General features: G+C 68.5%; 13 protein-coding genes. 6 read left to right on the forward strand and 7 right to left on the reverse strand.

Annotated features, from left to right (window positions below; genetic code table 11):
- Positions 1 to 2: 2 nt before the first annotated feature.
- The 3 genes from IEX88_RS04490 to ppdK all read left to right on the forward strand — a co-directional run bounded on the left by IEX88_RS04490 (position 3) and on the right by ppdK (position 4,333).
- Positions 3 to 512: a DUF721 domain-containing protein gene (locus tag IEX88_RS04490; RefSeq protein ID WP_188849392.1), complete on the forward strand. Its 510-nt coding sequence runs from the start codon at positions 3 to 5 to the stop codon at positions 510 to 512.
- Between the two features lie 110 nt (positions 513 to 622).
- Positions 623 to 1,414 carry a DsbA family protein gene (locus tag IEX88_RS04495; RefSeq protein ID WP_188849393.1) on the forward strand — a complete coding sequence of 264 codons (792 nt, stop codon included), beginning with the start codon at positions 623 to 625 and terminating at the stop codon, positions 1,412 to 1,414.
- A gap of 201 nt (positions 1,415 to 1,615) precedes the next feature.
- Positions 1,616 to 4,333 (forward strand): pyruvate, phosphate dikinase, encoded by a 2,718-nt coding sequence (gene ppdK, locus IEX88_RS04500; RefSeq protein WP_188849394.1) that lies wholly within the window; start codon positions 1,616 to 1,618, stop codon positions 4,331 to 4,333.
- 81 nt (positions 4,334 to 4,414) lie between these two features.
- Here ppdK and IEX88_RS04505 read toward each other — a convergent pair whose 3' ends face one another.
- Positions 4,415 to 4,771 (reverse strand): hypothetical protein, encoded by a 357-nt coding sequence (locus IEX88_RS04505; protein WP_188849395.1) that lies wholly within the window; start codon positions 4,769 to 4,771, stop codon positions 4,415 to 4,417.
- A 228-nt stretch (positions 4,772 to 4,999) separates the two neighbouring features.
- On the opposite strand from IEX88_RS04505, the gene IEX88_RS04510 reads away from it, so the two are divergent.
- Together IEX88_RS04510 and IEX88_RS04515 are read left to right on the forward strand one after the other, a co-directional pair.
- Positions 5,000 to 6,628 (forward strand): long-chain-fatty-acid--CoA ligase, encoded by a 1,629-nt coding sequence (locus IEX88_RS04510; protein ID WP_188849396.1) that lies wholly within the window; start codon positions 5,000 to 5,002, stop codon positions 6,626 to 6,628.
- A gap of 60 nt (positions 6,629 to 6,688) precedes the next feature.
- A complete protein-coding gene (locus IEX88_RS04515) occupies positions 6,689 to 7,594 on the forward strand; it encodes a DUF1499 domain-containing protein (RefSeq protein ID WP_188849397.1) in 906 nt (301 codons plus the stop codon).
- A gap of 9 nt (positions 7,595 to 7,603) precedes the next feature.
- Here the strand turns inward: IEX88_RS04515 and IEX88_RS04520 are convergent, their stop codons facing one another.
- The 3 genes from IEX88_RS04520 to IEX88_RS04530 are packed head-to-tail and all read right to left on the reverse strand — an operon-like array spanning position 7,604 to position 10,228.
- Entirely contained in the window at positions 7,604 to 8,503 is a 900-nt protein-coding gene (locus tag IEX88_RS04520) for an MBL fold metallo-hydrolase (RefSeq protein ID WP_188849398.1), read from the reverse strand.
- Positions 8,504 to 8,555: 52 nt separating this feature from the next.
- Positions 8,556 to 9,296: a pseudouridine synthase gene (locus tag IEX88_RS04525; protein WP_188849806.1), complete on the reverse strand. Its 741-nt coding sequence runs from the start codon at positions 9,294 to 9,296 to the stop codon at positions 8,556 to 8,558.
- An 11-nt stretch (positions 9,297 to 9,307) separates the two neighbouring features.
- Positions 9,308 to 10,228, reverse strand: coding sequence for a class I SAM-dependent methyltransferase (locus IEX88_RS04530; protein WP_188849807.1), 921 nt, complete (start codon positions 10,226 to 10,228; stop codon positions 9,308 to 9,310).
- Between the two features lie 372 nt (positions 10,229 to 10,600).
- On the opposite strand from IEX88_RS04530, the gene IEX88_RS04535 reads away from it, so the two are divergent.
- Positions 10,601 to 10,927 carry a YnfA family protein gene (locus IEX88_RS04535; protein WP_188849399.1) on the forward strand — a complete coding sequence of 109 codons (327 nt, stop codon included), beginning with the start codon at positions 10,601 to 10,603 and terminating at the stop codon, positions 10,925 to 10,927.
- A 245-nt stretch (positions 10,928 to 11,172) separates the two neighbouring features.
- On the opposite strand, the gene IEX88_RS04540 is transcribed toward IEX88_RS04535, so the two are convergent.
- The 3 genes from IEX88_RS04540 to IEX88_RS04550 form a co-directional block, all read right to left on the reverse strand.
- On the reverse strand, positions 11,173 to 11,778 hold the full coding sequence (locus IEX88_RS04540) for a hypothetical protein (protein ID WP_188849400.1): 606 nt from the start codon (positions 11,776 to 11,778) through the stop codon (positions 11,173 to 11,175).
- A gap of 292 nt (positions 11,779 to 12,070) precedes the next feature.
- Positions 12,071 to 12,400: an L-rhamnose mutarotase gene (locus IEX88_RS04545; RefSeq protein ID WP_188849401.1), complete on the reverse strand. Its 330-nt coding sequence runs from the start codon at positions 12,398 to 12,400 to the stop codon at positions 12,071 to 12,073.
- A 31-nt stretch (positions 12,401 to 12,431) separates the two neighbouring features.
- A complete protein-coding gene (locus IEX88_RS04550) occupies positions 12,432 to 13,448 on the reverse strand; it encodes a zinc-binding alcohol dehydrogenase family protein (protein WP_188849402.1) in 1,017 nt (338 codons plus the stop codon).
- Positions 13,449 to 13,487 lie beyond the last annotated feature (39 nt).

Raw genomic sequence — 13,487 nt, forward strand, 5'->3', positions numbered from 1 at the left:
GCATGGCCAGAGCGCCGCAGCGCCGCGGGGCGCGCCCCGTGGGCGACCTCGTGTCGCAACTGCTCGATCCCGTCCTGGCCCGCAAAGCGGGGATGACGACAGGGCTGATCGCCGCCTGGGCCGAACTCGTCGGCGCCAAGCTCGGCGGCGTCTGCCGCCCGGAAAAGCTAGTCTGGCCGCCGCGCCTGCACGAGGCCGACGCGTTCCAGCCGGCGACGCTCGTGGTGGCCTGCGAGGGCGCCTCCGTGCTGCGCCTGCAGCACCAGACCTCCGAACTGATTGCGCGCGTGAATGCCTTCTTCGGCTATCCCGCCATCGACCGCCTGAAGATCGTGCAGCGCGCGGTCACGCAGCCGCGCCTGGACCGTCGGCCGGTGCTGCGCGGCCTGAAGGCTTCGGAAGTGTCGGACATCGCAGCGATGACCGACCGGATCGAGGATCCCCGGCTGAAAGCGGCGCTCGCGGCCTTCGGCACCAGCGTCCTGCAGCGCCTTCCGATGACAAAAGCGTAAGGCGCACAGGCGCCATCGGCCCTTGGCAAGACCGCAATCTCTTCCTATTCACGACGGGACAACCCGTCCGCGGCCAGACCGGGGCGGCAACCATGGAAGGTATGAGCCCGATGCACGCGAAGCAAATTCAAGGTCACGCGGCACGCCGCACCCGCCTGATCGTGGCGGCCCTGGCCGGAACCGTCGGCCTGATCGCGCTCGCCGCCGGGTCGGACCGCGCTACGCGGGGCTTCGTCCAGTCTGCCGCGGCGCAGGAAGCCGCACCTGCTGCCGGCACGGCCACCACCCCAGGCGCCACTCCCGCCGCACCCGCGACTGAGTCGGCTGCGCCCGTAGCGGCGCCGGCCTCGCAGGGCAGTGTCGACGTCGCCGCGCTGATGGCGCCAGGTCCCCTGCCGGACGTCGTCATCGGCGATCCCGCGGCCCCCGTCACCATCGTTGAATATGCTTCGATGACATGCAGCCACTGCGCCGACTTCCACGTGAACACGCTCCCGACCATCAAGAAGGATCTGATCGACACCGGCAAGGCCAAGCTGATCCTGCGCGAATTCCCCTTCGACCCGCGCGCGGTCGCCGCCTTCATGCTGGCGCGTTGCGCACCCGACGACAAGCGCACGGCGATGATCGACGTGCTGTTCAACCAGCAGGACCAGTGGGCGCGGGCCGAGAACGCCTCGCAGGCGTTGCTCGGGATCGCCAAGCTCGCCGGCTTCACCCAGGAGAGCTTCGCCGCCTGCCTGAACGACAAGGCCCTGCAGCAGAAGGTGATCGACACCCAGCAGCGCGGCGAGAAGGAGTTCGGCGTGAACGCGACGCCGACCTTCTTCATCAACGGTAACAAGTACTCCGGCTCGATGAGCGCCGCCGAGTTCGAGGCCGTCGTCGCCGCGTCGAACTGACGTCGCCAGGGGCGCCCGACAGGCGCACCTCGGATCAGGACCTGGTCCTTACACACTGGGGGTGGCTCGGCTGACGGGCTGCCCCTTTTGGCATTTTGCAACGCAACAATTGGCGCGGCCGCGGAATTCCCGTAAGCGTTTCAGACCCGTCCGATGCGAAGACGGTAGAACACGAATTCCGGGAAGAGTGCGCGACGTCCGATGGCCAAGCGAATCCAAACCTTCAAGCGGGGATCTGCCGAGCGGACCGCCGATGCGTTCGAGGCCCTCGGCGCCAAGGGTGCCAATCTGGCGCTCCTGGCCTCCCTCGACCTGCCGGTCCCGCCGGGGTTCACCGTCACCTCGGCCGCATGGCGCGAGGCGCAGGGTCTTGCCCAGGGGCTGTCGCAGTCACTGCGCTCGGACATCAGCGTCGCGGTCGAGTGGCTGGAGGAGGCCACGGGCCGCAAGTTCGACGGGGCCGAGCGGCCGCTGCTGCTCGCCGTACGCACCAGCTCGCGCACGCCGATGGCGGGGCTCGCCGATACCGTGCTCGACGTCGGCATGAACGACCGCACCGTCGAGACGCTCGCCGCCGAGCTCGAGGACGTGGACTTCGCCTTCCGCAGCTATCGCCGCTTCATCGAGTCCTTCGCCTTCCTCGTCTACAGCGTCGAGCCGTCAGACTTCGAGGATCTGGCCGACGACGAGCGGGAGACCGCGGCCTGGTCGGGGCCTGAGCCCTCGACCGTCGAGGAGTGGCGCTCGCTGATCGCGCGCTACCTCGCCTTCATCGAGGACGAGATCGGCGAGACCCTGCCGCAGACGCCGATCGAGCAATTGTTCAAGGTGATCGAGGCGAGTTTTGCCAGCTGGCGCAACCCGGTGGCGCGCGCCTTCCGGGTGCTGCACGGCATCCATGAGAATGCAGGCCTCGCGGTCACGGCACATGCGATGATCTTCAACGAGCGCGACCAGAATTCCGGCACGGGCCGGGCCGTCTCGCGTGACCTCAGGACGGGCGCTTCGCGGCTGACCGGCGAGTTCGGCCTCGGCGGGCGCGAGCGCGGCGACATCGGCGAGCGGCCGGAGACCTGGGCGCTGGAAACGCTCATCGAAGGCGGCGACAAGGAGGGCGCGGCGATCTTCCCGGCCGACCTCGCGGCGCTCGCCGATCATGTCCAGCGGCTGGAGCGCCATGTCGGCGACGCCGTCGAGATCGATTTCATGATCGGCGACAGCGAGCTTTTTCTCCTGCAATCGCGCATCGCCAAGCGCAGCGCGGCCGAGGCCATCCGCATCGCCGTCGTCTTGGTCGAGGAGGGGTTGATCGAGGAGGAAGAGGCGCTCCTGCGCATCGATCCGGCCTCGCTGGACGAGATGCTGCACCCGACGATCGTCCGCCATGCCGACCTCGTGACCATCGCCAAGGGCATGCCGGCCTCGCCGGGGGCCGCCACCGGCGAGATCGTGTTCACGGCCGATCGGGCGCAGGCCCTCTCCTCCGAGGGGCGTCCCGTCATCCTGGTGCGCAACGAGACCCATCCCGAGGACATCCACGGCATGCACGTCGCCGAGGGCGTGCTGACGGTGCGCGGCGGCACGACGAGCCATGCCGCCGTCGTCGCCCGCGGCATCGGCAAGCCCTGCGTCACCGGCGCCGGGTCCCTGCGGATCGACGCCGAGCGGGAGGAATTGCGGGCACAGGGGGTGACCCTCAAAGCAGGCGACGCCATCACCATCGACGGCTCGACCGGCGAGGTCATCTTCGGGACGGCTGAGTTGCAGCGACCCGAACTCACCGGCGACTTCGCCCGGCTGATGGGATTTGCCGACCGCGCGCGGCGCATGGGCGTTCGCACCAATGCCGAGACGCCGATGGAGGCGCGGGCGGCGCGCGCCTTCGGGGCCGAAGGCATCGGCCTCTGCCGCACCGAGCACATGTTCTTCGAGGGCGACCGCGTCCGCGCCATGCGCGAGATGATCCTCGCCCCGGACGAGGCCGGGCGGCGGGCCGCCCTGCAGCAATTGCTGCCGATCCAGCGGTCGGATTTCATCGAGCTGTTCGAGATCATGGCGGGCCTGCCCGTCACCATCCGCCTGCTCGACCCGCCCCTGCACGAGTTCCTGCCGAAGGGCGATGCCGAGATCGCCGAGACGGCCTTGCAGATGGACATACCCGAGCGCGTGCTGCGCGAGCGGATCGAGAAGCTCGAGGAATTCAACCCGATGCTCGGCCATCGCGGCTGTCGCCTCGCCATCTCCTATCCCGAGATCGTCGAGGTGCAGGCGCGCGCCATCTTCGAGGCGGCGATCGAGGCCGGCGAGCGGGCGGGCGAGGCGGTCGTGCCCGAGATCATGGTGCCGCTGGTCGGCCTTCGCAAGGAACTCGACTTCGTCAAGGCGCGGATCGACGAGGTCGCCGATCTCGTCGCCGCCGAGCGCGGCAAGCGCGTCACCTATCTCGTCGGCACGATGATCGAGCTGCCGCGCGCCATCATTCGTGCCGATACCATCGCCGAGGTCGCCGACTTCTTTTCCTTCGGCACCAACGATCTGACGCAGACGGTGTTCGGCATCTCGCGCGACGACTCTGCCAATTTCCTCTCGACCTACGAGCGCAAGGGCATTCTGGAGCGCGACCCGTTCCAGTCGATCGACGTCGAGGGCGTCGGCGAGCTGATCGCCATGGGCGTGGAAAAGGCGCGGCGCACGCGGCCGGACATTTCGCTCGGCGTCTGCGGCGAGCAGGGCGGGGATCCCGCTTCCATCGCCTTCTTCGAGCAGACCGGGCTCGACTACGTCTCCTGCTCGCCCTTCCGCGTGCCGATCGCCCGGCTGGCGGCGGCGCAGGCGGCGATCCGGCTGACGCGCTCCCTGCGCGGCCCCGGCGCGGCTAAGACCCGGATCAAGAGCGAAACGGCCTTGGGCCCCGTGTGACCCTCGCCCCTGGCTGAAGAGGGTTTTTGCGCGCCGCCAAGGGCCGCCGCCCGTCCATCGTCAGGCGTTCGGAGTCGCCGGTCAGGCCGAGCCGACGGGGCGCAGATCCGGCAGGTCGTCGCGAATGCGTTCGAGCACGCTGACGAAGGCCCGGGCAAAACCGTGAAACCGCTCGCCGACCTCTTCGCTCGAGGCGACCCGCAGGCTCGACCGCGCTTCGTCGAGGACGACGAAGAGGATGCGGTCCCGTGTCGGATGGGGGATGCGGACCGCCGCCATGCGTGCGGCGTCCTCGATCGAGCCGTCGGTCGGCATGTCGAACAGGATTTCCCCGCCCACCACCTCTGCGGCATGCGCGACGCAGGCCTCGAAGGAAAATTCGGTCAGATCCTGCATGTCCAGGGCCAGCTCGAACTCGACCGATTCGAACGCGTCCATGACCGGCTCCCCGGTCGCATCGTCCGCTGTCTGCATCCGCATCGCTCAATCCTTCCGATCTGACCGTCACCCGACGGTCGGTCCTTCCGACGCGGCTGGCGACGTCGCTGGACAAATCCTTGCCGCTTCCGGACACTGGCCTTGCGCACGGACCTGCGCGGTCCTGGCAAGCCTCCCGAGAGAGGAGCGATCAAGACCGTAAAATGTGACAAAAGGGAGGACGTTCCGATGCAGGGACTGATGCAGCACTGGCCGTTGTTGTGCTCCAAGGTCATCGACCATGCCGCGACCTATCATGGCGCGCGCGCCGTGGTGTCCCGGTCGGTCGAGGGTCCGATCCACCGGACGGACTACCGGACCGTGCGCCGCCGGGCGCTGCAGCTGGCGAAGCGTCTGGAGCAGGAAGGCCTCGGCCTCGGCGACCGGGTGGCGACGCTCGCCTGGAACACCTGGCGCCATCTCGAATGCTGGTATGGGATCACCGGCATCGGGGCGATCTACCACACCGTCAATCCGCGCCTTTTCCCCGACCAGATCGCCTGGATCATCAACGATGCTGAGGACCGGCTGATCTTCGTCGACCTCAGCTTCCTGCCGATCCTGGAAGCGCTGGCGCCGCGCCTGCCGAGCCTGCGCCGCTGCGTCGTCCTCACCGATGCCGCCCACATGCCGGAGACCGCGCTGCCCGGCGCCGTCGCCTACGAGGAATGGCTGGCCGAGGCCGACGAGGACTTTGTCTGGAAAAGTTTTGACGAAACCACGGCGGCGGGCATGTGCTACACCTCGGGCACGACGGGCAACCCGAAGGGCGTCGTCTACTCCCACCGCTCCAACATCCTGCACTCGATGATCGCGCAGCAGGTCGATGCCATGGGCCTCTCCTCGCGCGACGTCGTGATGCCGGTGGTGCCGCTGTTCCACGCCAATGGCTGGGGCCTCGCCTTCTCCTGCCCGATGGCCGGCGCCGCCATGGTCATGCCCGGCCCGAAGATGGACGGCGCCTCGATCCACGAGCTGCTGGTCGCGGAAAAGGTGACCTTCAGCGCCGCCGTGCCGACGGTCTGGCTGATGCTGCTGCAGCAGCTGGAGAAGGAAAGCGGTGCCTTGCCAGACCTCGATCGGGTCGTCATCGGCGGCTCGGCCTGTCCGCGCGCGGTCATCCAGAAATTCCGCGACGACTACCAGGTGAAGGTCATCCACGCCTGGGGCATGACCGAGATGAGCCCGCTCGGCACGCTCTGCTCGATGAAGCCGGAGGTCGCCGACCTCGACGGCGAGGCCTATCTCGACGTCGCGCAGACGCAAGGCCACCCGCCCTTCGGCGTCGAGATGAAGGTCACCGACGACGAGGACCGGTCCCTGCCATGGGACGGCAAGACCTTCGGCCGGCTGAAGGTGCGCGGGCCGGCGGTCGCCAGCGCCTACTACAAGGGCGTCGGCGGCGAAGTCTTCGGCGAGGGCGGCTGGTTCGATACCGGCGACGTCGCGCATGTGAACGAGCATGGCTACATGCAGATCACCGACCGCTCCAAGGACGTGATCAAGTCCGGCGGCGAGTGGATCTCGACCATCGACCTCGAAAACCTCGCCGTCGGCCATCCCGACGTCGCGGAAGCCGCCGTGATCGGCGTCGCCCACCCGAAATGGGCCGAGCGGCCGCTGCTGGTCGTGGTGCTGAAGGAAGGGCGACGGACGACGCGCGAGGAGATCCTCGCCTTCATGGAAGGCAAGGTCGCCCGCTGGTGGCTGCCCGACGACGTCGCCTTCGTCGAGGCGATCCCGCACACCGCGACCGGCAAGATCCTAAAGATGCGGCTGCGCGAGGAATTCGCCGACTACCGATTGCCGGCCGAGTGATGCGCGATGGCGCTTTTTCGAAGCGCCCTTGTGGGCTAAGACCGCGCCTGGAGTGACATCATGCAGATGACGGTCGGACGCGCGCACTTGTCGGGACACTATATCAGAAAGCGGCTGCGGACCGCGGTGCCCGCCCGTCGTGCGGCGGCCTTCGCCGCGGTGCTTCTGGTCGTCGCCATCGTCCTGTTCCGCCAGGGCGGCATCGATTTCGCCACGCTGAGGCTGCTGGCCGCGGGCGTCTTCGGGCTCGCCGTCCTGGCGCTGGTCACGGCGCTCGCCGGACTGGTGCGGGTCTGGCACAGCGGCCGCGAAGGCGGTGGCGCCGCCCTCGGCGCCCTCACCATCGCGCTTCTCGTCATCGTTCCCTTCGGGCTCGCCGGCGTTCTCGCCTCGCAGTATCCCCGCACCAACAGCGCGGAAACCGACGCCATGATGGTCAACGACATGCTCGCCGGTGTTACCGTGAACGAGGGCGCGGCCGCCGAACTGGCAGACGGCGGCGCCTCGCTGACCGGACGGCGCTTCCAGGCCAGCGCGGCCCAGGTCTACGCCGTGGCGCGCCTCGTTATCGAGGACAAGGGCTGGACGCTCGTCGACGTCGTGACCGAGGTGTCGGAGGACGATGCCGAGGATGCCACCGGCGACCTCGGCACCAGCGGGACCGTCGGCATCCCCCTGCCGACCCCGCGGGCAACCACCGAGGCGCCCGTCGATCGCTTCGCCCTGCCCGAGGCCAAGGACTACGCGCTCACCGTCGAGGCGCGCGATTTCCTGCTGCGCCTTCCCAGCGACATGGCCATCCGCATCGTCGAGGACGGCAACGAGACCTTTGTCGACCTGCGCTCGACCTCGCGCGCCGTCACCTTCGATCTCGGCCAGAACCGCCGCTTCATCGAGGACTTTTTGGCCCGCCTCGACGAGGGCATGGCCGGCGTCACCGCCGTGCTGCCGGCGAAGGACGGCTAGGCAGGACGGCTAGACAGGTTCGTAGCGGCCACCTAGAAGGACCGGGCCGTCGGTCTGGACGCGGCCCTTGGCCACGAGGTCCTCCAGATGCGCCAGCACCGAGAGCGCGGCCGCGCCGTGCAGGCGCGGATCGGTCTGGCGGTAGATCGCTGCGACCACCTCGGCAATGTTGCGGTCGCCGGCTTTCAGCCGCTCGAGGATCGCCGTCTCGCGCATTTTCCGGTGCGACCTGAGGCCCCGGAGAAACGCCTGCGGCCGCGTGACCGGCCCGCCGTGACCCGGTAGATAGAGCGTCTCGTCACGCGCGAGCAGCGTCTCCAGCGAGGCCATGTAATCCGCCATCGATCCGTCGGGCGGCGCGACGATGGTCGTCGACCAGGCCATCACATGGTCGCCGCTCAAAAGCGTGTCGCCGATGGCGAAGGCCATGTGGTTGGCCGCGTGGCCTGGCGTCGCCACCGCCTCGATCCGAAGACCCGCCAGTTCAAGCACCTCGCCGTGGACGAGAAACCGGTCCGGCACCAGCGCCATGTCGCCGGCGGCGTCCATCAGGTTGATCTCGCCTTCGTGCAAAGCGCGCGAGGCGCGGTGGCGTCCCTCCGCCAGCACCGGCGCGCCCACGGCCTGCTGCAGCCGCGGCACCAGCGCCGTGTGGTCGCGGTGGGTGTGCGTCAACAGGATGGCCTCGACCGGCCGCCCGGCGATGGCCCGGAGCAGCGCCGCCAAATGCCGGTCGTCGTCCGGGCCGGGATCGACGACGACGAGGCTTTGCTCGCCGAGGAGATAGCTGTTGGTGCCGTGGAATGTGAAGGGGCTGGCATTGGGTGCGGTCACGCGCAGGATTGCCGGCGCCACCGGCACCGCTTCGCCGTGGCGGGGATCGAAGTCTGTGTCGAAGGCGATATCCATGCCGCTCCATCTGGTGCCGGGATCGGCGAAGAAAAGCGCTCGGCCTTGCGGTCTATACTTTTGGCGAGGCGGCCGGGGCGGGCGGCAGGACCAGCGCCAGGTCTTCCGGCCCGAGCAGCCGGAAGGCGCCGGGTTCGAGATCGCCGAGGCCGAGACCGCCCATGCGGTCGCGGTGCAGCGCGACGACATGGTTGCCGACGGCGGCGAACATCCGCCGCACCTGGTGGTAGCGGCCCTCGGTGAGGGTGATCGTGGCCTCCGTCGGCGACAAAACCTCCATCTCGGCCGGCAGCAGCGGCTTGTCCTCGCCGTCGAGCATCAGCGTGCCCGCCGCAAAGATCGCCGCCTCGGTCCCGGCCAGCGGCCGGTCGAGCGTCACGACATAGCGCTTCGGCACATGGTTCTTCGGCGAGATCACGCGGTGGAGGAGGGCGCCGTCGTCGGTCAGGAGAAGCAGGCCCGAGGTCTCCTTGTCGAGCCGGCCGATGGTCGAGATCGCCGGGTCCCGACGGCGCCAGCGCGGCGGCAGCAGGCCATAGACCAGCGGCCCCGCCTCCTTGTGCGAGCAGGTGACGCCGAGCGGCTTGTGGAGGAGCAGCGCCATGCCGGGGATCGGATCCAGCGGCTCGCTGTCGACGACCATGCGCGCGGCAAGATCCGGCGAAAGCGCGATGCGCTTTTCCGCGTCCTCGACCGGCGCGCCGTCGAGGAGAATGCGCCCGTTGCGCGCCAGCATCTGGATCTCGCGGCGCGACCCGTAGCCCATATTGGCGAGCAGCCGGTCGAGCCGCATGGTCGAAAACTTCACTTGCGCGCCTCGAAGATCTTGTAGCCGCCATCCTCGGCCCGGTTGGTGACGAGCTTGAACATCGGCTTCAGGATTTCCTCGTAGGGCAGATGCCGGTTGGCCGTCAGCCAGAGAAAGCCGCCCGGCCGCAGCATGGTCGCGGCCTGCCGGATGAAGCCCTGGCCAAGGCCCCGGTCCTCGATGCCGGCATCGTGGAAGGGCGGGTTCATCACCACGAAGTCGAGCCCGGTGAGGCCGAGTTCGGCGGTGCGCACGTCGGCCCAGTGCACGGTGGCGCGGGCATCGCTGACATTCTGGCGCGCGGCCTCGACGGCGCGGCGGTCGATGTCGACCAGCGCCAGCGCCGTGACTTTGGGCGCCCGAAGGACGGCGAGCGACAACACGCCGATGCCGCAGCCGAGATCCGCGCCGCGGCCGGAAAAGGCCGGGAGGTGGTCGAGGAGGAGGGCGCTGCCGGGGTCGAGCCGGTCGAAGGAGAAGATGCCGGGCTGCGTCCACAGGCCCATCTCGGGCACGAGCCGCGGCGCGCCGGCCTCGATCGCCGTGGCGATGAATTCGCGCCCCTCGCGGTCGAAGGCTTCCGGCCGCAGCGTTTCGCAGATCCTGAAATGGCTGCGCGCGGTCTCGCCGACGTCGCAGCCGAAAGCCTTGAACTCCCTAGCGATGCGTGCGCCGCCCTTGTCCTTCAGCGCCAGCACCGTCAGCGGCGCGCCGGGGGCGAGCGCCCGCAGCGCCAGAGCGGTGACGTAGCGCCGCTCGATCGTCCCGGGCGAGGCGAGGATGGTCATCGCGGCGAGGCTGCCGGGCGATAACGCCTCGAGGGACGCCGCGCCCGGCACCAGCGGCGAAAACTGCACCACGTCGGCGCCGAGCGCTGCGAGGTCCTGCGGGGGGGCGCCATAGACGCCGCTGATCATTTCTTTGGCCACGAAAACTCCGTCAATCCCTCCGCGTCTCTATATCGCCGCGGCGTCAAAGGCTATGCCGGAGGTAGGTTTGGCGGAGCGACGCCCGGAGAAGCTGGGCATGCCCCTCGGCAGAGCGGGGCATGCGTCCTTGGCGATGCAGGGTGCGCCATTCGGTCGGAGTGGACACGCCGCTCGGCGGAAACGCGTCACGACGCTTGGCGAAGCAGGGCACGACGCTTGGCGGAAGCGGGGCGGGCCGCTGGGCACCGCTCGGCGAAGCCTGGGGAAGCACCTTGCCGCCCCGCGGCGAAAACGTCGGCACGAATGCCGGAGAGCCTGCCGCCACAACCCGGCCGGCACCAACCAGAGGGGACACGGACCATGACGACACTGGCCCTCTACGCCGCCGCCGCCCTGGCCGAAATCGCCGGCTGCTTCGCCTTCTGGGCCTGGCTCCGCCTGGACCGGTCGTCGCTCTGGCTCCTCCCCGGCCTCTTCTGCCTCGCCGCCTTCGCCTGGCTCCTCACCCTCTCCCCCGCCGACCAGGCCGGCCGCGCCTTCGCCGCCTATGGTGGCGTCTACATCGCGGCGTCCCTGGGCTGGCTCTGGGCCGTCGAGGGCTTCCGGCCGGATCGGTGGGATCTGGTTGGCGCGGGCGTGTGTGTGGTGGGGGCGGGGATCATTCTGTTTGCGCCGCGGGGGGCGTGAGGGCCGCCCGGACGGCCGGGCGTCGATCGCTGCCAAACGGACATGGCAGGATCGGTTGACGGGCACGTCGATGTCAGCAAACGCCGGGATCCGCGATGGGCTCCAATGAAAAATCCCCCGATCGCCGTCTCAGACGGCGGCCGGGGGCGGCGGTCAGGGCGGTCCCGCAAACACCACGTCGAACGATTTGCATGTCGGCAACAGCCGGGCTGACCGGCAGGGTGAGAGCCGACCCGGGTGGCCGGCTACTGCACCACGCGCTTGCCGCTGGACGGCATCGCGGCGGACGTCGGGGCCGTCCATTTCACCGGGTTGTAGTAGATGGGGAAGTCCGCCTCGGTATTGGTGCTGCCCTCGCTGCGGTAGTGTCCCTGGTAGGCGGCGGCCGCCAGGCTCCCATTGGCATGGATCATGAACATCACGCAGCCCTCGGCGGACTTGCCCTTGGTCAATCCCGCGGCCGGCGGCGTCGTGCATTTGGTGAAGGTTCCGCCGCTCATCGCCAGCGCCGGCGCCTGCGCCTGGTCGCGGTCGTCGATGGCGACGAAAGCCCCGATCTGCTGGGCCGAAAGATCCTCGTCGCTGAGATTGGTATAGGCATAACGGACGTAGATAGGCCGCGCATTGCGCAGGTCGGCGGGAATCTCGAACCCTTTCAGGTCGTCCATCGATCCCTCTTCGATGGCGGTCACGGTCAACGCGATGGGAACTTCCGGTCCCTTCGGCACCAGATGCGGAACAGTCGCGGTGTCTCCCACCTCCAATTCTGATCCGGCTTTCTGATAGTCCTGGGCAAGGGTCGGCAGGGTGCCAAGGACGACGAGCGTCGCGGCGATCAATGGGGATTTCATCAGCAGCAGCCTTTCAATCCATTTCGACGGGTAGCGCCATTCTCCCGCGCGTCCCCTCTCTCCTCGTTCGACTGTCGTCACTCGAGATGACAGTCAGCCGACGATAGAGTTGCAGAGGAAATGAAGCGAGTTTGCGACACGGCCCGGGAAAGCGGATAGTCGGTTATTGCCTACGGCGGGTTCGGTCTTGCCGAAATGCTTCGGAGGTCGGCGGCATCCGCCATCGATCGCACGGGTGCGAAGAGACGCAGCGCCACGCTGCAACTGCCGCTCCCGCCGGCCACATGCCCCCTCAATCCAAATGAAACACCTCCTCCAGCATCGCCCACCGCTCCCCCGCCGCGCGGTTCTCGCGCGGTACCTGCATCGGGTCGGTGATTGTCCACCAGCGCTGCGTTTCCGGGTCGGCGGCGATGCCGGCCTGGTCGGCTTCGTGGTCGGTGCCGTGGTATTCGTAGACGCCGAAGAGGCGGTTTTCCGGCTCCTGCAGGAAGATCGAGTAGTTCTTGATGTTGTGCTTCGACAGCGTCGCCAGCACCGTCGGCCAGACCTCGGCGTGGATGCGCTTGTATTCGGCGATGCAGTCGGGTTTGAGCCCGATGGTCATGGCGTAGCGCTTCATGCGGAAACTCCGGTGGCGGGGCAGGGCGTCATCAGACCTCGACCATGATCTTCAGCACCTCGGCGCGGTGCGTGTCCCAGTAGGGCAGGGCCTTGTCGGCCTCGGTGAAGGCAAAGGTCTGGGTGATGAGCTTGTCGGCCGTCGCGCCCATGGCTTCGAGGCAGGCGGCGGCGGCGGAAAAGTCCGCCAGGGTCGCGTTGCGCGAGCCAAAAATGTCGAGTTCCTTGAGGTTGAAGAGCTGCGTCTGGTAGCTGACCGGCGCCTTGCAGTAGCCGATATAGACGACGCGGCCGCAGAAGCAGGCGTGGTCGATGGCGGCGGTAAAAGTCTCGGGCACGCCGACGGCCTCGATGACGACGTCGAACCCGTCGCCGCCGGTGATCCGCTGCACCGCTTCGGCCACGTCCTCGTGGGCGGGGTCGATACTGTGCGCGGCGCCGAACTCTTTCGCCAGCGCCAGCTTGTCCGCAGCGATGTCGAGCACGGTGACGTCCGCGCCCTTGGCAAGCGCGCCGAGCACGGCGCCCATGCCGATCATGCCGCAGCCGAGCACCAGCACCCTATCCTCCGCCGTCACGCGCCCGCGCTCGACGGCGTGAAAGCCGACCGACAGCGGCTCGATGAGCGCCAGATGGCGCGGAGCGAGGCGCTCGTTGACGATCACCTTCTCGAAGGGCAGCGTCAGCCGCTCCTTCAACCCGCCATCCTGCTGCACGCCGAGGGTGCGGTTATAGCGGCAGGCGTTGGTGCGGCCCTTGCGGCAGGAGGAGCAGGTGCCGCAGCTGGTATAGGGCAGGACGGTGACGGGGGCGCCGACGGCATAGCCCGCCGGCACCCCATCGCCGGCGGAAAGGATCTCGCCGCCGATCTCGTGGCCGGGAATGCGCGGCAGCTGCACCAGCGGGTTGAGGCCGCGAAAGGTGTTGAGGTCGCTGCCGCAGAGGCCGACATGGCGGATGGCGACGACGATCTCGCCGGGGCCGGGTGCCGGCTCGTCGATCGGCCCGAGACGTGTCTCGCCGACCGCGTCGATGAAGAGTGCCTGCATGTTCTGCTTTCCAGACTGCCGGGAGCCCCGGCCAAGGCG

This window comes from Aureimonas glaciei (assembly GCF_014643375.1).
GTDB lineage: Bacteria > Pseudomonadota > Alphaproteobacteria > Rhizobiales > Rhizobiaceae > Plantimonas > Plantimonas glaciei.